Annotated in this window: 26 protein-coding genes; all 26 read left to right on the top strand. The window is 36.4% G+C overall.

The genetic code is table 11. From position 1 onward, the window contains the following. Positions 1–95 precede the first annotated feature (95 nt). Positions 96–1022 (top strand): DMT family transporter, encoded by a 927-nt coding sequence (locus D7I46_RS06605; RefSeq protein ID WP_120772181.1) that lies wholly within the window; start codon positions 96–98, stop codon positions 1020–1022. Between the two features lie 360 nt (positions 1023–1382). After that, the gene (locus D7I46_RS06600) at positions 1383–1853 is read left to right on the top strand and encodes an NUDIX domain-containing protein (protein WP_120772180.1); all 471 of its coding nucleotides are present in this window, start codon (positions 1383–1385) and stop codon (positions 1851–1853) included. Beyond that, positions 1843–2511, top strand: coding sequence for a DUF1054 domain-containing protein (locus D7I46_RS06595; RefSeq protein WP_120772179.1), 669 nt, complete (start codon positions 1843–1845; stop codon positions 2509–2511). The genes D7I46_RS06600 and D7I46_RS06595 overlap by 11 nt, the downstream gene beginning before the upstream one ends. Before the next feature lies 1 nt (position 2512). Beyond that, on the top strand, positions 2513–3109 hold the full coding sequence (locus tag D7I46_RS06590; RefSeq protein ID WP_120772178.1) for an HAD-IA family hydrolase: 597 nt from the start codon (positions 2513–2515) through the stop codon (positions 3107–3109). Then, the gene (locus D7I46_RS06585) at positions 3109–3573 is read left to right on the top strand and encodes an NUDIX domain-containing protein (protein ID WP_120772177.1); all 465 of its coding nucleotides are present in this window, start codon (positions 3109–3111) and stop codon (positions 3571–3573) included. The genes D7I46_RS06590 and D7I46_RS06585 overlap by 1 nt, the downstream gene beginning before the upstream one ends. Next, positions 3570–4742: a chorismate synthase gene (gene aroC / locus D7I46_RS06580; RefSeq protein ID WP_120772176.1), complete on the top strand. Its 1173-nt coding sequence runs from the start codon at positions 3570–3572 to the stop codon at positions 4740–4742. Before D7I46_RS06585 ends, aroC begins: the two co-directional genes overlap by 4 nt. A 2-nt stretch (positions 4743–4744) precedes the next feature. Continuing rightward, positions 4745–4981, top strand: coding sequence for a hypothetical protein (locus D7I46_RS06575; protein ID WP_120772175.1), 237 nt, complete (start codon positions 4745–4747; stop codon positions 4979–4981). Positions 4982–5205: 224 nt separating this feature from the next. Continuing rightward, positions 5206–5559: a YxeA family protein gene (locus tag D7I46_RS06570; RefSeq protein WP_120772174.1), complete on the top strand. Its 354-nt coding sequence runs from the start codon at positions 5206–5208 to the stop codon at positions 5557–5559. Positions 5560–5988: 429 nt separating this feature from the next. After that, positions 5989–6144 (top strand): hypothetical protein, encoded by a 156-nt coding sequence (locus tag D7I46_RS13275; RefSeq protein WP_162930844.1) that lies wholly within the window; start codon positions 5989–5991, stop codon positions 6142–6144. A 57-nt stretch (positions 6145–6201) separates the two neighbouring features. After that, positions 6202–7032, top strand: coding sequence for an ABC transporter ATP-binding protein (locus D7I46_RS06565; protein ID WP_240424365.1), 831 nt, complete (start codon positions 6202–6204; stop codon positions 7030–7032). Next, entirely contained in the window at positions 7025–9019 is a 1995-nt protein-coding gene (locus D7I46_RS06560; RefSeq protein ID WP_120772173.1) for an ABC transporter permease, read from the top strand. Before D7I46_RS06565 ends, D7I46_RS06560 begins: the two co-directional genes overlap by 8 nt. A 64-nt stretch (positions 9020–9083) precedes the next feature. Next, on the top strand, positions 9084–9938 hold the full coding sequence (locus D7I46_RS06555) for a MurR/RpiR family transcriptional regulator (protein ID WP_120772172.1): 855 nt from the start codon (positions 9084–9086) through the stop codon (positions 9936–9938). A gap of 157 nt (positions 9939–10095) precedes the next feature. Further along, positions 10096–10923, top strand: a complete 828-nt coding sequence (murQ, locus tag D7I46_RS06550) for an N-acetylmuramic acid 6-phosphate etherase (RefSeq protein ID WP_240424527.1) — start codon at positions 10096–10098, stop codon at positions 10921–10923. A gap of 283 nt (positions 10924–11206) precedes the next feature. Further along, the gene (locus tag D7I46_RS06545) at positions 11207–13132 is read left to right on the top strand and encodes a glucose PTS transporter subunit IIA (protein WP_120772170.1); all 1926 of its coding nucleotides are present in this window, start codon (positions 11207–11209) and stop codon (positions 13130–13132) included. Positions 13133–13228: 96 nt separating this feature from the next. Further along, positions 13229–13408, top strand: a complete 180-nt coding sequence (locus D7I46_RS13270; RefSeq protein ID WP_162930843.1) for a hypothetical protein — start codon at positions 13229–13231, stop codon at positions 13406–13408. Positions 13409–13660: 252 nt separating this feature from the next. Next, a complete protein-coding gene (locus D7I46_RS06540) occupies positions 13661–14722 on the top strand; it encodes a VanZ family protein (RefSeq protein WP_120772169.1) in 1062 nt (353 codons plus the stop codon). A 52-nt stretch (positions 14723–14774) separates the two neighbouring features. After that, on the top strand, positions 14775–15455 hold the full coding sequence (locus D7I46_RS06535) for a response regulator transcription factor (RefSeq protein ID WP_120772168.1): 681 nt from the start codon (positions 14775–14777) through the stop codon (positions 15453–15455). Continuing rightward, the gene (locus tag D7I46_RS06530) at positions 15442–16317 is read left to right on the top strand and encodes a sensor histidine kinase (protein WP_120772167.1); all 876 of its coding nucleotides are present in this window, start codon (positions 15442–15444) and stop codon (positions 16315–16317) included. The genes D7I46_RS06535 and D7I46_RS06530 overlap by 14 nt, the downstream gene beginning before the upstream one ends. A gap of 4 nt (positions 16318–16321) precedes the next feature. Next, positions 16322–17386 carry a prephenate dehydrogenase gene (locus D7I46_RS06525; RefSeq protein ID WP_120772166.1) on the top strand — a complete coding sequence of 355 codons (1065 nt, stop codon included), beginning with the start codon at positions 16322–16324 and terminating at the stop codon, positions 17384–17386. A 16-nt stretch (positions 17387–17402) separates the two neighbouring features. Next, entirely contained in the window at positions 17403–17948 is a 546-nt protein-coding gene (locus D7I46_RS06520) for a GNAT family N-acetyltransferase (RefSeq protein WP_120772165.1), read from the top strand. Between the two features lie 317 nt (positions 17949–18265). After that, positions 18266–19555, top strand: coding sequence for a 3-phosphoshikimate 1-carboxyvinyltransferase (gene aroA, locus D7I46_RS06515; protein ID WP_120772164.1), 1290 nt, complete (start codon positions 18266–18268; stop codon positions 19553–19555). Beyond that, complete coding sequence (locus D7I46_RS06510; protein ID WP_120772163.1) at positions 19542–20042, top strand: GNAT family N-acetyltransferase; 501 nt, start codon at positions 19542–19544, stop codon at positions 20040–20042. Before aroA ends, D7I46_RS06510 begins: the two co-directional genes overlap by 14 nt. Beyond that, positions 20039–20527, top strand: a complete 489-nt coding sequence (locus D7I46_RS06505; protein ID WP_120772162.1) for a shikimate kinase — start codon at positions 20039–20041, stop codon at positions 20525–20527. Before D7I46_RS06510 ends, D7I46_RS06505 begins: the two co-directional genes overlap by 4 nt. Before the next feature lie 8 nt (positions 20528–20535). Then, positions 20536–21354, top strand: a complete 819-nt coding sequence (gene pheA, locus D7I46_RS06500; RefSeq protein WP_120773310.1) for a prephenate dehydratase — start codon at positions 20536–20538, stop codon at positions 21352–21354. Positions 21355–21750: 396 nt separating this feature from the next. Next, on the top strand, positions 21751–22344 hold the full coding sequence (locus D7I46_RS06495) for a histidine phosphatase family protein (protein ID WP_120772161.1): 594 nt from the start codon (positions 21751–21753) through the stop codon (positions 22342–22344). Next, positions 22341–24848, top strand: a complete 2508-nt coding sequence (gene recD2 / locus D7I46_RS06490; protein ID WP_120772160.1) for an SF1B family DNA helicase RecD2 — start codon at positions 22341–22343, stop codon at positions 24846–24848. The genes D7I46_RS06495 and recD2 overlap by 4 nt, the downstream gene beginning before the upstream one ends. The last annotated feature ends 32 nt before the right edge of the window (positions 24849–24880 follow it).

The raw sequence follows: 24880 nt of genomic DNA, 5'->3' as shown, positions 1-24880 counted from the left end.
AGAGGTGGGGGATTTAGCACGCACTTGCTTGGTTAAACTTCAGCTTTGGGAACCTTGAAGTAAAGGAACAAAAAAAATAACTTTAAGGAGTAATCATGTCTATCTTTCTTGTCATTTCTTTATTCGCAGGTTTTCTGCTTTCAAATCAGAGTCCTATAAATGTAGACTTACGCCGATATGCTGGCTCGCCTTTTCTTTCTGGCTTGATTTCTTTTGTTGTTGGTACGATTTTTCTTGCTGTTATGACTTTGGTTACGACAGGAAGTTTAGTGCCTAGTCTTCACTTTATTGTGACTCAGCCATGGTGGATATGGCTTGGTGGTCTTTTAGGAGCAATATATTTAACATCAAATATTTTGCTTTTTCCGCGTCTAGGGGCACTTCAAACTGTTATTTTACCGATTTTGGGGCAAATCTTAATGGGAATGGTTATTGATAGTTTTGGTTTATTTGGCTCTCCCAAAATTATCTTCACGTTGATGCGTGCAAGTGGAATCTTGATTTTATTAGTTGGCGTGCTTATTGCAATTGTTTTGCCTAATTTGCGCAAAAAACCAAATGTAGAAAAAGATAAAGAACGGCTAGTAGGCTGGCAAATTTGGGGTGTTTTGATTGGAATGATGGGTGCAACTCAACAAGCAATTAATGGACATCTAGGTGTATTGCTAAAAAATTCGTCTGAAGCGAGCTTTATTTCATTTTTGGTAGGAACGGTACTTATTTTATTTGTAGCACTGCTTGTGGATAGAAGACTTCCAAGTTGGAAGAAATTACGTCAAGCGAAACCGTGGAATTTCCTCGGAGGTATTTTGGGCAGTTTGTTTGTTCTTGCGACTGTTATTGCAGTACCACATATTGGTGCGGGCTTAACCGTTGTTATGGGATTGATTGGACAAATCTTAGGTTCTATGCTTGTTCAGCAATTCGGCTGGTGGAAGTCACCAAAATATCAGATTGTAGCAGTACAGATTGTAGGTGTACTTGTGATGCTACTTGGTGTCGTATTTATTAAGTTTTTATAATAAGATGTGAGTCCGACTGCTCTGAAAGGTTGAAAAATAGGGAAACGTGGAGCTGGATACAGTCCATTGGAATGTTTTATCTTTTTTCACACCTTTCAAGGAGGACGAACTCAGTTAGTTAAGATGTGAGGGGCGCTCGACCAAAAGCGTAGTGATTTAGGAAAATGTGGTTCTGTGCGAAGCACAGGTTCCATTTTTATCTAATCACCTAGCTTTTAGTGCTCCGAACTCGGTTAGTTAAGATGTGAGGGCGCTTGTTCTAAAATTAGAAAATATCAGGTTCGTGCGAGAGCATGGTTCTGGACTTTGTCTATTTTCACTAATTTTAAGCGTACTGAACTTGATTGAAGAAGGTAAAATTTGGCTGATTATATTAAATGGATTCGCTCAAAAGTAGGTCACGAGCAGATTTTCTTAAATTATTGTGTGGCTTTGATTAGAAACTCTGAAGGGAAACTCTTAATGCAAAGACGTGGTGATAATCATCTTTGGAGTTTTGTCGGAGGTTGTATGGAGTTGGGTGAGGATTTTGAAACGGCACTTCGTCGTGAAATTCTTGAAGAAACTGGGACTACTGCTGTAAAAATTGTGCGCCAATTAGGTATTTATACTTGGAAAGATGTGCTTTACCCCAATGGTGATAAGGTTCAATCCATTGACATTGTATATATTTGCGAACTGACAGCGCCTTTGGATACTTCCTACACAGATGAAGAAACTTTAGAATTACGCTGGGTGGATTTGAAGACACTTTCTTTACCACTTTTTATTTCAGGTCATAAGCAAGTGATTCGAGATTATTTGGCACAGGAGGAAGGGTATGTTTACTAAGCAATCTTTTGAAGTATTTGATGTCGTTGGTTTAGAGGCCAGAATGAGTAAAATTCGTGAAAAGATTCAACCTGATTTCTTGGAAATCGGTGAAAAATTTCTGTCAGTGCTGCGACTCGACTTACGACTTCAGTCGTCTAGCGAGAGTGGACATTCGAGCACTGAAAGTGCGGAGATGACAGAAAATCTGTCAGAGCGACAATTTTATTTGCATATCGCAAAACATCTTAGAAGAACGACAAATGCGCCAGAGAATACTTGGGCAGCTATTTCTACAAAACCACGTGGTTATAAGATGGAACCACATTTTCAACTAGGGATTTGGAAGGATTATGTCTTTGTCTATTTGTCAATCATCGATCAACCAAAAGCTCAAAAAGAATATGCTGACAGACTTTTGTCAAATTTGACAGAGCTAGAAAAGTTACCATCAGATTTTGTCATCTCAAAAAATCATACGAAGGATGAATTTTATAATTTGTCAGTACTGACAGAAACTATAAATCGCCTGTCAGCAGTGAAAAAATCGGAATTTGAAATTGGTCGTGTTTGGTCAGCTGAGAAATTTGATGGAAATCATGATGAGAATATTCTGACAGAAATGTTAGAAACAATAAGAAATTTGATTCCAATTTATGAGCAACTCATGGAGAAATGAAATGACAGCATTTATTTGGGACTTGGATGGGACACTGATTGACAGCTATGATGTGTTTTTGAGTGCATTGTCAGAAACTTTTTCAAATTTTAATTTACCTTTTGAACGTGCGCGAGTTTATCAGTTCATTAAAAAGTATTCGGTCAATGAGTTATTAAAAGCACAAACTGTTGATTTTGATTTGATAAAGTCAAGTTTTACCGAAAAAACCACAGCAAAAAATGATGAGATCAAGCTGATGGAGGGCGTAAAAGCGATATTAGATTGGACGAAGTCTCAAGAGATTGAAAATTTTATTTATACGCATAAAGGTAAAAATGCTCATCAATTGCTTGAGCAGCTGAGCATTTCGGAGTATTTTACAGAAGTAGTCACAAGTGAATATGGCTTTCCAAGAAAACCAAATCCTGCGGGTGTGGATTATTTGTTGGAAAAGTACAAGCTTGATAAATTCAAAACTTATTATATTGGTGACCGTCAGCTTGATATCGAAGTTGCTCATAACAGTGGTATTCAGTCTATTAATTTTATCAAAGCAGAAAAATCTCAAAAAATAGAAAAATTGACGGATATTATCGGATTTTGGGAAGGAAAATAATGGCAGATTATATCAGAGAACTCCGCAGTAAAGTGGGGCATGACAAAATTTTGACCGTCGCTGTTGTTGCTTTTTTACGAAATGAATTTGGTGAGGTTTTGCTTCAAAAGCGTATGGATTCTGGACTTTGGGATTTACCCGGAGGCTGTCTTGAATTGGACGAAACCTTTGAAGAAGCACTTTATCGTGAAATTTTTGAGGAAACAGGAATCCACGATTTTGAGATAATTCATCAATTTGGCACATACAACTGGGGTGAGTTTGTCTATCCAAATGGCGATAAAGTTCAACCAACGGATATTTGTTATAGTTGTGAAGTTAAAAAAAGTGTGGTAGATTTAACGTATCATGACGATGAAACTCAGAGTTTAGCGTGGATAGATTTGGCAAAGTTTGATTTACCACTATTCAATCCTAAAATACAAAGAGCAATTGAAGATTATATAAAATTGGAGGAATTATGAGATATTTCACAGCAGGAGAAAGTCACGGTCCACGTTTGACCGCTATTATAGAAGGAGTTCCAGCAGGACTACCATTGGCAGCGGAAGACATTAACGTTGAACTAAAACGTCGCCAAGGCGGTTACGGACGTGGTGGACGGATGAAAATTGAGTCTGATCAAGTTGAAATCACATCTGGTGTTCGTCATGGTAAAACAATTGGCAGCCCCATCACGCTTAATGTGACTAATCGTGATTTTAAAAACTGGGAACAAATCATGGCAAGCCATGATGTTGAAGATAAAGTGAAGTCGCAACGCCGGCTAACAAAGCCGCGACCAGGACACGCAGACCTTGTTGGTGGGATGAAATATGATTTTGAAGATTTGCGTAATGTATTAGAACGTTCATCAGCTAGAGAAACAACCATGCGTGTCGCAGTGGGTGCTGTTGCAAAAAAACTACTCCATGAACTTGGGATTGAAATTGCCAATCATGTTGTAAAATTTGGAGCTTTTGACCTTTCGTCAGTACTGACAGAACCTTTGTCAGTAGTAAAAATTCAACAAACGGCACGTCAGAATGATTTATCTGTTGTCAGTACTGACAAAGCAGATGAAATTCGTGCTTATATTGACACAATTAAAAAAGCAGGAGATACGATTGGTGGAGTTATTGAAGTCCGCGCTGAAGGTTTACCCGCAGGACTTGGTAGCTATGTGCAGTATGATCGCAAGTTAGATGCAAAAATCGCATATAGCGTAGTATCAATCAATGCTTTTAAAGGTGTAGAATTTGGTATCGGATTTGAAGCTGGTGGTCTTCCTGGTAGTCAAGTCATGGATGAAATTCTTTGGAATGCAGAAACTGGATATACAAGAAAGACCAATCATCTTGGTGGCTTCGAAGGCGGGATGACGAATGGTGAACAAATTATTGTACGTGGTGTGATGAAACCTATTCCAACACTCTATAAGCCATTGATGTCTGTTGATACTGAGAGTCATGAACCTTATAAAGCAAGTGTCGAACGCTCAGACCCTACGGCGCTTCCAGCGGCAGGTGTTGTTATGGAAAATGTTGTAGCAACAGTACTTGCACAAGAAATCTGCGAGAAATTTAGTAGCGATAATTTTACAGAGCTAAGAAAAGCAGTAGAGTCATATCGAGCTCGTATAAAGGAGTTTTAAGCATGAAACACGTAGAAGTCACAGTAAACAAGCATGAAATGTTAGTTTTTGATGATATGAGTCAGTGTAATTCTTTTATTGATAGTTTCACTCATGATTTTGAGGACAACATCATCATGGGCGCACCAAAAGAGATTCACCCAGATTATGTGGAAATGTCAGCAATTTTCTACAATCCTTATCGCTCAAGACCAGAAGGACAGGAAGTTGTCCTACTAGATATTCATATTCCAAAATAGACTTACGAGTCTATTTTTTTTATCTTGAAGTGATTACTTCATTGGTGGAGATTCTTTCTCCCCCACCAATGTTAGTAGAACGAAAGCAGAGTTTAGTACGCACTTGCTAAGTTAAAAAATATAAGCTTACAAATTTGTAAGTTTTAATCTCTGTATTCCCTGTTAAAATTAATTTATCAAATCAAAAACTTTTCAAAGAAAAGGATTAGAGGGGATTTAGAAGAATGAAAAAAATGTTATTTGGGTTAATCGCATTAATTGTTATTATTGCAGGCTCAGGATATGCCTGGTATAAGATAAGCTACGGAGGGACATCTTATTATATTCAAGTTACGCAAGATGGAAAAAAGGTAAAAGATCAGGATGATACAGGTAAAACGTATTATCACTATGAATACAAAGAAAAAGCATATGATAAAAATGGAAAAATGAAAAAACTTGATTTTAATGCAGACCATAACTTGCGTCACGAGGCTTATTTAAAATTAACATACAATAAAGCTAAAGGGGTGACAAATTGGGAAGAAGTTCAAAAGCCAAAAATCCCATCACCAGCATTAAAGGAAATTCAAAAATAAAATGAAAAAAGTTATTATTGGTTACTTGCAATAATAGTATTGATTGTGGGTGGAATGTATAGTTATTATCAATTTGTGTACCGCGGTGAAAACCTGTGTTATATGAAAAATCATGTAGGAAGGTAAAAAAACTCTGTGGAATACAAAAAATGGTGATGTGGCGTATCTTTATGACTATGATTCACCCAATGTGAATAAAAAAGTAAAAGTTATTCTCCAATCGTCAAAAACTTTACGAAAAAATACTTATATCGAAGTAAAATATAATAAAAACGCCAGATAATTACGAGCTGGCAAGAGCTACCGAAAACAAAAGTTCCGGTAAAAGTACTGACAGAACTTGAAGAGCTGACTGACAAGGCTATCAGTAAATCATAAGGTTTGTCAGTAAACCTTCTAACAAAAAATACAATCTCGGAGGAAAATAAAATGACATTTTTACAGTTAAATATTGCATTAATGGGTATCACAATTGTCCTTGTTTCACTCATGGGAGGTTGTCTTATTTATAGTATCCATGCTCTAAAGGATAAGCTTGCAAAAATTGAACAAGAATCAAAAATAATCAAAATAGTTAAAGAATAATAGTCTAAAAACAGTAAAGTTTGCTAACTTATACATAGCAAACTATCGGAGGTCAAAATGTTACTCGAAGTTAAACACCTGAAGAAGATTTTTAAAACTCGTTTCTCAAAAGAAGAAACAACAGCCCTTGTTGATATTGATTTTGGAGTAGAAAATGGTGAATATATCGCTATCATGGGTGAGTCAGGTTCAGGAAAAACAACACTTTTAAATATTTTATCAACGCTTGAAAAACCAACATCTGGGCAAGTTTTGTTAAATAGAGAAGATATCACAGCAATCAATGACAAGGAAATCTCAGCTTTCCGCCGCGACCATCTAGGGTTTGTGTTCCAAGACTTTAACCTTTTGGATACACTTAGTGTGCGAGATAATATCTATCTTCCTTTAGTACTGGCTAAAGAAAATGTGAAAGTTATGAAATCAAGATTGGAACAACTTGCACCGAAATTACATATTGAACCTCTACTTGAAAAGCAGCCTTTTGAACTTTCTGGTGGGCAAAAACAAAGAGTTGCTGTAGCGCGTGCGCTGATTAGTCAACCTGATTTAGTTCTCGCTGATGAACCAACTGCCGCTCTTGACTTTAAAAATTCTGAGGACTTACTTAACCTTTTTGAAGAAATCAATGATATTGGTCAAACCATCATCATGGTGACCCACTCAAGTCTTGCCGCAAGTCATGCGAAGCGTGTATTATTTATCAAAGATGGGGTTCTTTATCACCAACTCTATCGTGGCGAAAAAACAGCAACAGATTTTGCTAAGGAGATTACTCTTTCCATGACTGCATTTTTAGGTAGCCAGGTAGAAACAGCTCAAAATGGTCAAGGAGGAAAGCTCGAAGCTACGAGAAAAATCGGAGCGGAGGTAGGAAACCATGCTTAGTTTGAAGCTCGCCACAAGTAATATTAGAAAAGGATTTAAAAGTTTTGCTCCTTTTTTGATGGCTTGTATTACGATGTTTGTCATGATTTTTGTAACGGCATCTATTGGACTTTCACCTTCTATTGATAAACTTAGAGGAGGAAGTGCAGTTGCTGAATTGATGGGCTTTGCGCTTATCATCTTAACAATTTTTTCGATTTTAATTTTAATTTATAGCTACCGTTTCTTACAACTTCAACGGTCAAAAGAGTTTGGACTTTATGATATTCTTGGATTTGGTAAAGTTCGGATTGCGGGCGTAGCTTTTCTTGAGCTTTTACTTAGCTATATCATCACAGTTGTTATCGGAACAATATGTGGTATTGCTTTTTCGAAGTTTCTTTATTTAATCTTCGTCAATCTTATCGGAGGAAGTTATTTTAACTTGGCGATAAATCCAATAGCTATCGGAATTGTTATGTTTATCTATGCCATCTTTTTCCTGATTTTAATGATTATCGGAAGTTTCATTATCTGGAAATCATCAAGTCTTGATTTGTTACGTGAAGAGTCCAAAGGCGAAAGAGAGCCTAAATCTAATATTTTCTTTGCTGGACTTGCAGTGATTCTACTTGTAGCAGGATATTATGTTGCCCTCACTGTTGAAAATCCAATAGCTGCTTTGGTCAAATTTTTTATCGCCGTACTTCTTGTTATTTTCGGAACATATTTTTTCTACGTGAGTTTTACCGTATGGTATCTCAAACGTAAGAAGAAGCGTCCAAGTTATTACAAACCTAATAACTTTATCACGACAAGTTCGATGCTTTATCGAATGAAAGCAAATGCAATTGGTCTCGGTAATATTACCATTTTATTGTCAATGACAATTGTGACAGTTATTGTCAGTCTGGGAATTTTCTTTGGAACAGAGAATATGGTCAAGACTCAATTCCCTAAAGAGGCGCAGATTACATCCTTTGGTGATAAAAAAACGAGTGCAGACCTGTCAGCACTGACAGAAAAAGCAGCGTCAGATGCAGGTGTCAAAGTCAATAGTCTTTCTACTCTTTATATGTCACCAGACCTTGAAATTACACGTAAAGTAGGTTCTGAGACACAATTTATAGCAAGAAGTTCTGGAAGTACAAAACTTCTTGATCAAGATGATTATTTTGTTACGCTGACAACGATAGATAGTTTAAAATCTCTTGGTAATCAAGATTTGTCAGCACTGACAGAAAATCAGGTCTTGCTTTTAGACTTATCAAGTGATAAGAAAAGTGCAACGACTACAGTTAATACAGTAGACTGGTATGGTCATCAATACCGTGTTGCTGGCCATCTCGAATCAGTAAAGAATTTTCCAGAAGGAATAAGTCCAACAAATTCATTATTAATGGTATTTGCCAACGAGAAAATAATGAATCAAGAATTAAAGAATTACAATTCAACCAAGGGTGAGCAAGATTATACACAACTTCCAATCACAATGACGTTGTTTGAAGTGAACAAGGCAGATGAAAAGAAATTAACAACGGCCTTCAATCGACAAAATGGAAATGATGATAGTCTATCACTAAGTTACCGTACTGAAACATGGGAAACTCAACGTGCCCAAATTGGTGGTTTTGTATTTATTGGTTTTGTTTTAGGAGCCAGCTTCATTCTTGGAGCAGCTTTGATTATCTATTATAAACAGCTCTCTGAAGGAGCACAAGATAAAAGGTCATTCAAGATTCTCCAAGAAGTTGGGCTTTCAAAGGCTGAGGTTCAAAAAACAATCAAATCTCAAGTGCGTATGATTTTCTTCTTGCCGTTGGTCATTACGATTCTTCACCTTCTAGGGGCTTATCGGATGATTGATAAGATTTTGATGATTTTTGGTGTGGTGGATAGTAATCTAACACTGACCATCAGCCTGATTACTATTGCGAGCTGTGCTGCTATCTATTACCTCATTTACAAAATTACAAGCAGAGTTTACTACAAAATTGTTGAAAGATAAGATAAAGATGCTTCGGCATCTTTTTTTGTGAAATAAAGTTTCATGCTTATGATATAATAAAAGTATGAACATTTTACTAGAAATCCAATCTAAGCTAAAAGAACTTTCCCCAAATGAAGCAAAAGTTGGAGAATATATCTTGAAATTTCCTGAAGAAATTATTACTTTAAGTACACAAGATATTGCAAAAAATAGTCAAGTCTCGCCAGCTACAGTCGTTCGATTTGTTAAGTCAATTGGGCTTGATGGAGTCCCTCACCTCAAACAGCAGCTCTCTATTTGGCAGGCAAATGCTCAATCTGAAACAGATTTTCAAGAATTACGGCCAAACGAAGAAATTGATTCTATTAAATCTAAACTAAAAGCCAGAATTAATCACATGACAGAATTAGTTAATGAACATCTCTCTAATGATGCTCTGAAAATAACTGCCCAGCTGATTGAAGAAGCGCAACTTATTTTTGTATTTGGCATAGGAGCATCATATTTAGTGGCGCAAGACCTTGCCCAGAAATTCAATCGTATTGGTAAAACTGCGATGTGCGAAGATAATACGCATACAACAGCAGTTATATTGATGAATAATAAGCAAAAAAAATTATTTTTTGCAGTAAGTGATAGAGGTGAGTCAAAGGAAGTATTAGAAATGGTTGAATTGGCCAAAAATCAGAAAATTACGACAGTAGCTATTACAGGAAAAGAAAATTCTAGCTTGGCACGGAGTGCAGATTATCCATTAATTTCTATTTCTGGAGAGAATTTTGAATTTCGGCAAGCAGCTACGGTATCTATGATGGCACAAATTTATCTTGTTGATATTTTATTTTATACTTATGTTAGTAATAATTTTGAGCGTTCACGAGATTCTATCCTGAAATCACTAAAAGCAATTAACAAAATAGAAAAAAAGAGTGATTAAGCTCTTTTTTTATTTTAATGGTTGAAATAAAATTTCTTTTATGATATTATATTTGATATAAATATAAAATAAAATTTCGTAAAAGAGGTAAGAATTGCTTAATTTAGAAAATTTAATTACAGAAAAAAGAAATAAAAATACTTTTGGACTTGATAAAATGAGTGTGAGTGAAGCAGTAGCATTGATGAACCAAGAGGATAAAAAAGTTGCACAGGCCGTCGAAAAATCATTAACACAGGTTGAGAGAGTTATCGTAGCAACCATTGAAGCTTTCAATAAAGGAGGACGACTCATCTATCTTGGTGCTGGAACAAGTGGCCGATTAGGAGTTCTTGATGCAGCGGAATGTGTTCCAACCTTTGGTGTAAGTCCAGAGATGGTCATCGGTTTGATTGCAGGTGGAGAAAGAGCAATGACGATTGCGGTTGAAGGTGCAGAAGATGACTTGGATCTAGGAAAGAGAGATTTGATTCATTTGGATTTGACTAAAGATGATATGGTCATTGGGATTGCTGCGAGTGGCAGAACGCCTTATGTGATTGGTGCGCTCAATTATGCACGAGAAGTTGGGGCAAATACAGGAACGATTTCGTGTAATCTTAATGCTGAAATTAGTCAGCACGCAGATTTACCAATTGAAGTCGATTGTGGAGCAGAGTTTTTGACAGGCTCAACCCGATTGAAAGCAGGAACTGCACAAAAGTTAATTCTTAATATGATTTCAACAATTTCAATGATTGGGATTGGTAAAGTCTATAATAATCTGATGGTTGATGTAAAAGCAACGAATGAAAAGTTGGTTGAACGCTCAAAACGTATTATCATGCAAGCAACAGAGTGTGACTATGAAACAGCAACACTCAAGTTTATCGAAGCGCAGGAAAATGTAAAACTTGCGATTGTCATGATTTTGACTCAAACAGATAAAAAAACAGCAGAGCAAAAATTAATTTCTGCCAAAGGCTTTGTGAAAGATACTTTGTGAAAAAAGTTTAACCTAGTAAGTGCGTGTTTTTATTCTACTGTCCTAGGGATAGTGCGCTTTAGCGATTGCGATTTGAACTTCCGACTTTAGTCGGTTAGTGAAAGCGACAGCGTAACAAAGCGAGATAGATTTCAGGTAGGATGCCTTCATATCTTTGATGTGAGGCTATACTTTGATATTGATGGTGGGGAAAGAATTCTCCACATGAAGTAATCCCTTCAAAATAGTGTTCACTTATTGGAGTCAAGGAACTCTTAACATCTTAAAAAGGAGGCTGTCACTTATGGCAGATGATAAAGTAAAGCGTATTGCTCGTGAAATCTATGAGCAAGTCGGAGGAGAGAGTAATGTTGTACGTGTCATTCATTGTATGACTCGTGTACGCATGACTATTAAAGATTATTCAAAAGTTAATATGGATAATTTAAAGAAAATTGATGGTGTTTTAGGGACGGTAAATGATGAGACTTTGCAAGTAATCATTGGACCTGGAACAGTAAATAAGGTTGCGCAAACAATGGTAGATAGGGTAGGTGTCAAACTTGGCGACACTTTTCCTGGAAGTGAAGAAAACCTAGCGGAACTCGCTGCTCGTACAAAATCAGCAGCTAAAGATAAGTATGATAAGCCGAGTAAGTTTAAAGCTGTTTTAAAATCTATTTCTAATATTTTTGTTCCTTTGATTCCAGCATTAGTTGGTGCTGGTCTGATTGGTGGAGTAGCTTCAATACTATCAAACCTAATTGCTGCTGGATCGATTGATGCTGGAACTTGGCAACAAACGGTGCTAGTATTAAACATTTTGAAAAATGGTATCTTCACTTATCTTGCTATTTTTACAGGGATTAATGCTGCAACGGAATTTGGCGCAACCCCATCATTGGGCGGTATTATTGGAGCCGCAACATTATTAACAGGTGTGACACCAGATGCTCCATTAACTAATATTTTTACAGGGACCCCTTTAAATGCAGGACAAGGGGGGATTATTGGAGCAATCTTCGCTGTATGGCTTTTATCGTTACTGGAAAAACGACTACATAAATGGGTACCAGATTCAATTGATATTATTGTTACCCCAACGTTGAGCTTATTAATTATTGGACTGGCAACTATTTTCTTAATCATGCCTATTGCGGGTTGGGTATCTGCTGGTTTAGTAGGAAGTATTAACTGGGTGCTCAATGTTGGTGGAGCTTTCTCCGGATTTATTTTAGGCGCTTTCTTCTTACCTTTAGTTATGTTTGGATTGCACCAGATTTTGACACCGATTCATATGGAGATGATTGCAAAAACAGGTTCAACTCAGTTACTTCCACTGCTTTCAATGGCTGGAGGAGGTCAAGTTGGTGCCGCTATTGCTTTATGGATTCGCTTGAGAAAAAATAAAGATTTTGTGAAGTTGGTCAAGGGTGCTCTACCCGTTGGAATTTTGGGGATTGGTGAGCCTTTGATTTATGGGATTACTCTGCCGATGGGACGACCCTTTATCACTTCGTGTATCGGTGGTGGTATTGGTGGTGCAGTAATTGGTGCACTGGGTAATGCAGGAGCGATTACTGTAGGCCCTTCGGGGCTTGCGCTTATTCCTTTGATTGCAGGTGGACGCTGGTGGATTTATATTATTGGTCTATTAAGTGCTTATGCTGGTGGATTTATTGCAACCTATTTTTGGGGAATTCCACAGTCTGAAAAAGATAAGGCAGACCATTGGGCGGAAGACCATGAAGAACAAGCTGTTTCACATAGGATTGAACTTTTCTCACCAATGAATGGAGAAGCAATCTCACTCAGCGATGTAGAAGATGAAGCCTTTTCAACGGGGATTTTAGGTAAAGGAATTGCGATAAGACCTACAGATGGTAAAATTGTATCACCTGTTGATGGCGTGGTTACAATGACTTTCCCCACCAAACACGCGGTTGGAATTACAAGTGACGAAGGAGTTGAAATTTTAATACATATCGGATTGGATACTGTAAGTTTGGAGGGGAAACCTTTTGATTTGAAGATTTCTGTTGGAGAGCATATCAAGAGAGGTGATATTTTGGCAGAAGTAGATTTAGATGCTATTAGTGCGGCAGGACTTTCAACAGTTACTCCAATTGTCGTGACAAATTCGGCCGAATATATAGAAGTTTTATCTGATACCCAAGGAGATGTGCAAAGAGGACAAAAGTTGTTGCAAATTATACTAGCCCCACTTTAAAATCCGATAGGATTTTATACCGCAGGTGTCCATTAGTTCTCAGCTGCTAAAGCAACAGGGTAAGGTGAATTCCATTTGCTTTTAGTAGCTAAGTAAATGAACAGCATAGTCAGAGAAACGAATGTAGACTGCGTTCGCAGAACGGTGTACCGAGTAATTTATCGGATGCTGTTTTTGAACCATGAAGTTAGATTGCAACGTCAATCCGTTGTTGGTTCTGACAAAGGATTAGTTATATTAGATAATCGTAAAACTCAAATGGTGAGAGCTGTTTGAGTTTTTTAGTCTGATAATAGGGGTAGGGAGGAGGAATAGCTTAATTTTTGGTATAATGGGAACAAAGTTTCATAGTAGGTTGATTTCAAACCAGAATATTTCATTAATAAGTTTAATATGGCTATTGCTTATATTAATTTGTTTTTAATTTTTTGGAAAATCTTAAGATGTTCTGTCTTGTTGGGATTATAGCTATTCTCAAGCGTTCAAGAATATCAGATATAGAATTGATAGTTTTAATGAAAGGAAATTATGACAACTTACCTTCACTCTATCCAAATTGGTGTTTTATTATTTTTTGTTTTTTTGTTGCTTGCTTTGATTCCGTATTTAATCGTGCAGTATCGAAGATATGGTCATGTCAACCCTTGGCGTTTCTTTGTTAATTTTTCTTTTATTTTGTATTTAATCTGTGCTTATGCAATGACACTTTTTCCTTTACCTGATGTAGCAGAAGTCGCAAAGATGACAGGACCTAAGCAAAATCTCGTACCTTTTGAATTTGTTAGACAGTTTATATTATATAGTCCATTTCGGTTAGATGAGCCAGCAACATGGTTACCGGCTATTAAAAGTTTTACATTTATTCAGCCATTTTTCAATTTATTGTTGACAATACCTTTTGGGATTTATTTGCGTTATTTATTTAAACGAACATTTAAGCAAACAGTTATTTTGGGCTTTTTACTAACTTTATCTTTTGAACTTTTGCAACGTTCAGCACTTTTGGGACTCTATCCTAGGCCTTATCGTCTTTTTGATGTGGATGATTTGATGATTAATCTTTTGGGAAGCTTACTCGGATTTGCGCTTGCGATGCTTTTGAAAAAAGTTCTTCCTGAGTTAGATGGTGTGGCTAGTGAGCAGGCTAAAGTGAGTTTGCTTCGACGTTTTGTTGCTTTTATAGTAGATGGTTTTGTAGTATTGATTGTTGGAATTTTACTTCCTTACGCCTATTTATCAGAATTTATTATATTTCTGTTTATTCCTGTTGTATTTAAAGCGAGTTTAGGACAGTTATTGTTGAGGATAAGGATAAAATCGAAAAATAGATGGCGTATTTTATTAAGACAACTGCTGATGTCAGCGAATTTTGCATTAGTCTATTTGGAAATGTATTTTTTACAGCGCTCAGGTGAGGTACCAGAGCAGGATTTGGCGCAAAATTATTTGATGGCAATGATTGTGCTTGCTTTGCTTGCATTGCCAATCTTAGATGTGATTTTTGCTGGGGTATTAGGAACCAAGAAACTTTGGTATGAGCGATTGAGTGGGACTGAAATGGCTGTTAAAACTAAATTAGATTCATTTTAAATGTTCTAAAAATTGTAATAGAAGACAGTGGAGAAAGTGAGAGGAGAGAAGAATGAATAAGATTTTTATTGTGGAAGATGATGAGATTATTGTTAAAGCGATTAAAGCTTCATTGGAAAATGAATTTCAGGTGAGAAGTGTTTTAAATTTTAGAGCTGTTAAGCAGGAAATATTAGAATTTGATGCAGATTTAGTATTAATGGATATTGGTTTACCATTTTATAGTGGCTTTTATTGGACAAGTGAGCTTAGGAAAGTTTCTCAAATTCCTATTATCTTCATCTCATCATCGTCAGATGATATGAATCAGATTACAGCGATGAATCAGGGAGCAGATGATTTTGTTACGAAGCCTTTTTCTTTGGAAATATTGTCGGCAAAAATTAAGGCACTTTTAAGGCGTTCATATTCATTTTCAGGTGCTGAGAAGTTAGAGTTTGCAGGATTTTTACTGACAGAAAACTCAATTAGTACTGACAAAAATCTCGTCAGTGCTGACAGAATTGAGCTTGAACTAACAACATCTGAAAATAAAATTTTAACCTTACTCTTCCGAGCGAACGGTGAAGTCGTGACAAAAGAGAAGATTTTACAGGAGTTATGGCAAACTGATGAGTTTATTGATACGAATACTTTGAACGTAAAAATGACTCGTTTACGTAAAAAATTAGCTGAGATTGGTTTTGATGAACACATTATGACGAAACGAGGATGTGGCTATGCTCTGGTTTAAATTTTTGAAATCAAAGTTACCGCAGATAGGGGTTTTCCTCTTAATTTTAGCTATTTATGTTGTAGATTTTTTGCTTTGGCATTTGCCAATGATGGCGTTTCTGAATAGCACTTTATTTGCTTTGATTATTTTTCTTATTTACTTAGTTTCTTCTTATTTTCGATGGAAATCAATTCGAGAAAAAGTGTTAGTGCTGACAAAAGAAAATCAAAACTTACAGAAAAGATTGGAACAACAAATCCTTGCAGAGCGTGATTTTGAAGATATTATCCGCGTTTGGTCTCATCAAATGAAAGTTCCATTATCTGCAATTGATTTAATGACGCAGACAAAGATAAATGAGAGAGAACTAAAAAATCAGCTTTTTTCATTGGAAAATTATTTGAAAATACTTCTTGAATATCAAAGAATAAATAATCTTGCAACAGATTTTAGATTTAATCATATTAGTCTGTCAGCACTGACAAAAGATTTGGTAAAAAAATATAGTAGTTTCTTCATTCAAAAAAATTTGTCAGTAAAGATTGAGGGAGATTGGTCAGTTGTCAGTGATCAAAGATGGCTGAGTTTGGCTATTGAACAACTGCTTAATAATGCTGTTAAATATACAAAAGAAGGTGGAATTTTGGTTCAAATTGAACAAGGGAAATTCAGCATTAAAGATACAGGAATTGGTATTCTTTCTGAAGATATTCCGCGACTTTTTGAACACGGTTTTACTGGTTTTAACGGGCGAATTCAACAAAAGTCAACGGGATTAGGGTTGTATCTTGCGAAATTAATTTTGGATAAATTAGAATTTAAAATAGAGATTACATCTGAAATTGGTAAAGGAACTTGCGTTACTTTAACGAAAGAGTGAGAAAATGAAAAAAATATTAATTATTGGACTGGGTTTAATTGGTGGTTCCATCGCATTAGGGATTAAGAGAAATCATCCTGAGCATCAAATTATTGGTCATGATAAAAAAGAAGTTCAAAAACTTGCAAAAAGTCTGGGTATTATTGATGAAACTATTCCAAGATTAGAGCAAATCCAAGAGATAGATGTTATTATTCTCGCTGCTCCGATAAATGTAACATTAGAAATATTGGGTCAATTGAGCCAGCTTGAATTAAAGAAAGATGTCATTATTACCGACACTGGTTCTACGAAATCGCAAGTGATGGAAAAAGCAATAAAAGTTTTTCATGATAAAAATGTGAAATTCATTGGAGGACATCCAATGGCTGGCTCTCACAAATCAGGAATACTAGCTTCAGATGTCAATTTATTTGAAAATGCTTATTATGTATTGACAGAAGAAAATTCAGAACTACAAGGGATACTCTCTGGTTTGCACGCCAAGTTCATCATATTGAATCCTGAAGAACATGATAAAATTACAGGACAAGTTTCACATTTTCCTCATATTTTAGCCTCATCTTTAGTTCAGCAATCGGATGATTATTCAAAAGAGCATCCTTTAGTCAAAAATCTCGCAGCCGGCGGATTTAGAGATATGACACGGATTGCTGAGGCGGATAGCACGATGTGGACTGCAGTTTTATTATCTAACCCAGAGCCAATTCTTAATCGAATTAAAGATTTCAAAGCGCAGCTTGATGAGATTTCAGAAAAAATTTCTTTAAAAGATGAGAAAGCAATTAAATCATTCTTTGATACAGGTAAGAAAATCAGGCAAGGAATGGAAATTCATAAAGGTGCAATTCCTAATTTTTACGATTTATTTATTTCTGTTCCAGATGAAAAAGGAGTGATTCTAAGAGTTTTAGCACTTCTACAAGATATTTCAATCACAAATATTAAAATAAATGAAGAAAATCGTGAAGATATTCATGGTCAACTACAAATTAGTTTTAAAACAGAAAAAGATTTGGTGAGAGCAAGAGAGATTATAGAATTTGCAACAGATTTCAAAGTGGCATGATAAAGAGGAAATAAAGATGGAAACACTTATTTTATTAGCAGAACATGAGAAATTTGAAACGAAACGTTTAATCTTGCGTAAAGTTGAGAGATCTGATGCACAGGATATTTTGGAGTATGCGAGTGATGAAAATTTTGCCAAAAATGCAGGTTTCAAAGTTGTAGAAGATTTGGAAGCTATGAAATTAGATATTGTTAATTTCTTCATGAAAAATAGATTAACTATTTATGGTATTGTTGAAAAAACAACTCAGAAATTAATTGGTTCAATTGATTTGAGAGTCAGAGGAGAGGGCGCAGTTTTTGGTTGGTCTATTCATCCCGATTATTGGGGGAGAGGGCTGATGCCAGAAGCAGCAAGTTGTCTCAGAGATTTTGTTTTTAATCAGTTGAAACTCCAAGTTTTGACAGCAAGCCACTTTGTTGGAAATTATCAGTCTGGACGAGTAATGGAAAAAATAGGGATGAAGAAGTTAGGTCAGATTTATGATGATTATGCTGGAGAATATCTTTTAGCGGATTATTACGCTTTGACACGAGAAGAATATCTGAATCAGATTTAAGTATATTGAAGCGATTACTTTTAAAAAGCACGAGAAATAATACGTGCTTTTCATTTCTTTTCACAACTGCGTAAAGCAAAATAGGCGTGTATTTGTTATAATTTTAGTAGAACAAAGGCAGGGTGTGCTTGTTATTTCGAATTCGAGAGAAATTACAATCTGTATTTCAAGAAATATTTGAGTATTATGTTTTTCGGCTTATGGATAAAAATCTTGAAATGGAAAGTACTGGCTGCATCACTATGCCTTACTGTAAAGAATTATGAAAGACTCACTGTGAATTTTACAGTGGGTTAACTATATAGGATGGATGAAAAATGAAGTTAAAAATAGATTCACGAGGGCTGCGTGGTGAGTTAAAGGTTCCAGGAGATAAGTCTATTTCGCATCGTAGTATTATGTTTGGAGCGATTGCTCATGGTACAACAAATGTACGCGATATTTTACGAGGAGAAGATGTTATCTCAACGATGAATGCTTTTCGGGCGATGGGAGTTGAGATTGAAGATGATGGTGAATTAATTAAAATTCATGGAACGGGTTTTGAAGGACTAAAACAGCCAAAACAAAAACTTGATATGGGGAATTCTGGAACATCAACGCGCTTGATTTCGGGTATTCTTGCTGGCTTACCTTTTGAATCTACGTTATTTGGTGATGATTCTTTGTCAAAAAGACCGATGGATAGAATTGCTCAACCTTTGAGAATGATGGGGGCGAATATTACAGGGCAGACATCAAGAGATTTGCCTCCTTTGGTAATAAAAGGTGGTAAGTTATCTGCAATTGATTATCAACTGCCTGTGGCATCTGCCCAAGTTAAATCTTCCTTAATCTTTGCTGCTTTACAAACTCCTAAAGGTGAAGTTTCTAAGATAGTAGAAAAAGAGAAGACACGTAGTCATACTGAAGAAATGCTTATTCAGTTTGGTGGAGAGATTGCTGTATCAGGACAAACTATTTTGGTGCCTGGTGGACAATTTTTAATTGCTTGTGATGTGACGGTTCCAGGGGATATTTCTTCAGCAGCCTTTTGGTTGGTTGCCGCTCTAATTGTGCCAAATTCGGAAATAGTCTTGAAAAATGTTGGAATAAACGAAACAAGAACAGGGATTTTGGATGTCATTTCCGCAATGGGTGCAGAACTTGAATTTTTAGAGCAGGATGATGTAGCAAAATCAGCTACAATTCGTGTTCGCACAAGTCAGCTTAAAGGCTGCGAAATTTCAGGGCGTTTGATTCCAAGATTGATTGATGAATTACCAATTATTGCTCTTTTAGCAACTCAAGCACAAGGTCAGACGGTTATTCGAGATGCGGAGGAGTTGAAAGTTAAAGAAACGGATAGAATAGCTGTGGTGGCAGATAGTTTGAGTGCAATGGGTGCAGATATTCAGCCGACAGCAGATGGGATGGTTATTCAAGGAGAAACACCACTTCATGCTGCGACTGTGAATACTCTTGGAGACCATCGGATTGGGATGATGGCAGCGATTGCGAGCCTTTTAGTTTCATCAGGCGAAATGATACTTGAGCGAGCTGAGGCAATTAATACAAGTTATCCAAGCTTTTTTGATGATTTGGAGCGTCTAGATGGAAATTCGTGAATTGAATTTTGATGATAAAAGGGCATTTTCAGATTTTGTTACTGAATGGAAAAAAGATGAAAATCCTTTTCATCATCTTTTTATGATTGAAAAAGCAAAAGAGCTACAGTTTGAGGATTATTTAAGCTTTGTAGAAGATTTAAAAATAGAAAATGATGATCCTAATCATTCATCAGGAACAACTTATTTCGCTTTTGAGCAGGGTGTCATGGTGGGAATGTTGAATTGTCGATGGCAGATTGAAAAAGGAAGCTTATTTCGGACAGGTGGACATATCGGATATGCTGTTGTTCCAAGTTTTCGGAGGCGAGGACTAGCAGGGAAAATGATAGAATTTGGACTTGAAAAGTACAAGGAACATGGTATTTATCGAGTTTTAGTCTGTGCAAAAGTAGAGAATGAAGTGAGCCGTCATGTGATTGAACAAGCAGGTGGTCAAATGGAAAATATCATAGACGGTGAATGCCGATATTGGATAGATTTATGAGTATAATTTTAATAGGCTTTATGGGAGCCGGAAAGTCCACAGTGGCAAAACTTTTATCGGATGATTTTATTGATTTGGATAAGATGATTGAACAGCAAATTGAGATGCCGATTTCAACATTTTTTGATTTATTTGGCGAGGATGATTTTCGTCAAGTGGAACAAGAAGTTTTTGAGGCTGCGATTCATATGAACTTTGTGATTGCAACAGGTGGCGGTATTGTAGAAAATGCTGGAAATTTGGATGTTTTAGGTTTTCAAACTCAAGTTGTTTATCTAAAAAGTGATTTTGATGTCTTGTGGCAAAGAATTTTAAAAGATGATAAAAATCAACGTCCTTTAGCTAAGAATAAGGAATTTGCACGAAAATTATTTGAAAAGCGAGCTCCCGTGTATGAAGAAGTAGCAGATTTAGTTATTGTTGTGGATAATAAGCAACCAGACAAGATTGTTCAAGAAATTCGAGATTGGCAGGGAAATTTGTGAAAAAAGAAATAAAAATAGCGTATTTAGGACCGATAGGTTCATTTTCTCATATTGCTGCAAAGTCGGCGTTTCCTAAAGGAAATTTACTTGCTTTTGATACGATTGCTGATGTCATTTCCGCGTATGATGAGAAGAACTGTGATTTTGCGTTAATTCCCATAGAAAATAGCATAGAAGGAACGGTAAATCTTGCGATAGATAGTCTTTTTCATAAGAGTACAGCACAAGTTGTGGCTGAAGTTGTACTGTCTATCTCACAAAATTTATTAGTTACTAACTTAAATAAAAAAATTGAGAAAATTTATTCACATCCTCAAGGTTTGGCTCAAACAAGAGAGTTTCTGCAGAAAAATTACCCTGAAGCATCACTTATTGCGGTAGATTCTACAGCGATGGCAGCAGAATTTGTGAAAAATCACTCTACTGAGCCAATTGCGGCTGTGGCTAATCAAGAAGCTGCGAGTATCTACGGATTGGAGATTTTAGCAAAAGATATTCAGGATATTGAATTAAATAATACACGCTTTTGGTTATTGGGACATTGTTTTCCTGAGATACCATTGGCAAGCTGTGGGCAAAAAGTTAGTGTTGCACTTACTCTACCAGAAAATCTTCCAGGAGCATTGCATAAGGCTATTTCAGTCTTTGCTTGGCGTGATATTGATATGACAAAAATTGAATCTCGTCCGTTGAAAACACGATTGGGGCAGTATTTCTTCATCATTGATTTAGTTGAAAATGAGAAGATTTCCTATGCGCTAGAAGAGTTAAAAAGTCTGGGTGTAACGGTGCGAATACTTGGACATTATAATATTTATGAAATTTGAAGTAATTACTTCATCAGTGGGAGATTCTTTCTCTCCCGCTGATGTTAGTAGAACGAAAGCAAAGCTTAGTGCTGCTTATCCCTCCACCTAAAAGAGGTGGGGGATTTAGCAGGCACTTGCTTGGTTAAATAAAAGAAAGGAACTGGATACGGACGCTCTGAAGTTATGCTATACTGGCTCTGCTTTAAAATTCGATAGGATGTTATACTGTAGCTAGATCATTGTAACAGGATACAATGGTTTATGGTGCTTTGTACCTGTTCTGACGTGAAAAGTGCATCAGAACTTGTTATTGCAGAACGACTGATAAAATGAGCTTACTGATTTATAGTATATAGCAGAGTCGTTATTGAGGAATTTTTTGTACTTCAAAGTAATCGTCCTCACATTTTAGATATGAAAATTTATTTTGTAAGACATGGTAAGACGGAATGGAATTTAGAACGAAGGTTACAAGGGCAGAAAGGAGATTCTGCTTTATTACCTGAGTCTTATCAAGCAATTGAACGTGTTCGTCAGTATTTGGATCCAATTTCTTTTGATAAGGTATTGTCTAGCCCACAACAAAGGGCACTGACGACTGCAAAATTAATTACTGACAGCGCTGTCAGTACTGACAATAGGCTGTCAGAATGGAATTTTGGTGAGCTAGAGGGTTGTTTGATTACGGACGCAATTGCCAAGTATCCAAAAGAAATGCATGATTCTAGGTTTGAATTGGACAAGTTTGATGGTTCAGCTTTTGGTGCAGAATCTGTTGAATCAGTTCTCTCAAGATTTGATGCATTGGCAAGGGATTTGTTGACGGCTGATTTGGAGAATGTATTATTGGTTGGTCATGGGGCTTCAGGCACAGCAGGAATACGACATTTAGCGGGTTTTGATGTTGCAGAGTTGCGTACTGGTGGTGGATTGGCTAATAACACACTTACCATTTTGGAGTCGGGACATCGTCATTTTGAAATGAAAATCTGGGATAAAGTATTATGAGCGAAAAGACTTATGTGACAGGCTCTGTTGAGGCAATTTTTTTTAGCAACACGAGTAATTTTTATAAGGTGTTACTCATTGAAATTGATGAAACTAATGCTGATTATGATGATTCGGAAATTGTCGTCAATGGTACAATTGGGGATGTGGTTGAGGGAGATAGCTATACTTTTTATGGTAATCTGACTCATCATCCAAAATATGGTGAGCAGTTGCAAGTTTTGCAATATGAAAAGGCAATGCCTACATCAAGTGCGGGACTAGTAAAGTATTTTTCGTCAGATAAATTTCCAGGAATTGGGAAAAAAACAGCAGAGAAAATCGTTGAGCTTTTCCCTGAAAATACAATAGACCGTATTCTTGAAGCACCTGAGAAGTTAGATGGTTTATTGACACTTGCGCGTAAAAATTCTTTTATCAAGCGTTTGAGAGAGAATCATGGAATGGAAAAAGTATTGGCAAAGCTTGCAGAATATGGCTTACCAAGTAAAATCACTTTTCAAATCTATGAACTTTATAAAGATGAAACGCTTGAGAAGATTGAAGAAAACCCTTATCAGCTTGTTGAAGAAATCAAGGGTGTTGGTTTTAAAACTGCAGATAAGATTGCTAACGAGTTAGGCATTGAGGCAGATAGCTCTAATCGCTTTCGGGCAGCACTTTTGCATGTCGTCAATACACATTCTTTGGCGACAGGAGATACTTATATTGAGGCAAAAGAACTTCTTTCTGAAACCATTTTTCTGCTTGAAGAAGCACGAAATGTTGAAGTTAATCCGTCAGAAGTTGCTGCTGAAATTAATCATCTGATTATTGACGGAAAAATTCAACAAGATGGAACTAAAATATTTGAAAATTCGCTTTTTTTTGCAGAAGAAGGAATTAAAAAAAGTCTGTCAGCACTGACAAAAACAATAGTTGCTGACAATAGCGTCCAAAAAATAGGAACTTCTGAAACAGACGGTGCTGACAAAAATTTTGCTGATAAAAAAATCCTGTCAGTGCTGACAGAAGTTGAAAACGATCTCGAAATTACTTATGATGAGTTACAAAAATGTGCGATTATCGGTGCGATGAACCAACAGTTTTTCATTTTGACTGGTGGTCCAGGAACTGGGAAAACAACGATTATTAATGGTTTTATTGAGGTTTATGCAAGAATTCATAAAATCGACTTGGAACCAGCACATTATACAGATGACTTATTTCCGATATTGCTTGCGGCACCGACTGGGCGGGCTTCGCGTCGGATGAATGAATTGACAGGTTTACCAGCGGCAACGATTCATCGACATCTTGGTCTGGGTCAAGATGAAGATACGGAGTCTTTTGGTAATGATTTATCAGGTAGTCTTTTGATTGTTGATGAATTTTCGATGGTGGATACTTGGTTAGCAAACAAGCTATTTCAAGCGATTCCGAGTTCGATGAAGGTATTATTAGTAGGAGATGGAGACCAACTTCCTTCAGTTGGGCCAGGGCAAGTTTTTGCTGATTTGCTGAAAATTTCTCAAATACCATCAATTAAGTTGGATAAAATTTTCCGTCAAGGAAATGATTCCACAATTACAAATCTAGCGCACCACATTAAAAACGGAGAACTTCCTCGTGATTTTACGGAGAAGAAAGCAGACCGCTCATACTTTGAAGCAAGTAGTCAGCAGATTCCACAACTCATCGGGCAAATTGCGCAAGCTTGGAAAAATCGTGGGAATAATCCTTTTGAATTACAAGTTTTGGCACCAATGTATAAAGGAATTGCTGGGATAAATGCAATGAATATCTTGCTCCAAAATCTTTTTAATCCTCTTGAGGAGCGACTTGAATTTAACTTTAATGATTTAAAATTTCGTGAAGGAGACAAGGTTCTACATTTGGTTAATGATGCTCAAGCCAATGTTTTTAATGGTGATTTGGGTATTATTATTGAATTAATTCCTGCAAAATTTACTGAGAGCAAACAAGATGAGCTGGTTATGGACTTTGATGGTCAAGAATTGAGTTATCCACGAGCAGAGTGGTACAAAATTACACTGGCATATGCGATGTCTATTCATAAATCACAAGGTTCAGAGTTTTCTACTGTGGTCGTTCCAATGGTTTCCAGCTATTCACGAATGTTGGAGCGTAATCTTTTATATACAGCCATTACTCGAGCAAAACAAAGTCTTATCTTACTTGGAGAGCGAAAAGCTTTTGCCGCAGCTGTAGCAAAAGCTGGAGCAAACCGCAAAACAGGACTAATTGAGCGATTTTTGACTGAAAAAATAACTGACATCAAAGAAGTGACTGACAGTTTTGAGAAAGCATCTGTTGACCAGTCTGTCAGCACTGACAAAAAAACATCAGTTGTCGTAAATAAGGCGATTTCACTCTTTGAAGAAGATGATGAGGAGCCAGTGATTCAGTCTGGAATTTTGACAGAAAAGATGATTCTGACTGGGAACTTCAATCCACTTATTGGAATGTTAGATTCCGATTTTGAAATATTTAAAAAATCATAACTGTTGAGTTATGATTTTTTTGTATAAAAAAA

This window comes from Lactococcus allomyrinae, from assembly GCF_003627095.1.
Lineage (GTDB): Bacteria > Bacillota > Bacilli > Lactobacillales > Streptococcaceae > Lactococcus > Lactococcus allomyrinae.
This window is presented reverse-complemented; position numbering and strand designations above follow the sequence as displayed.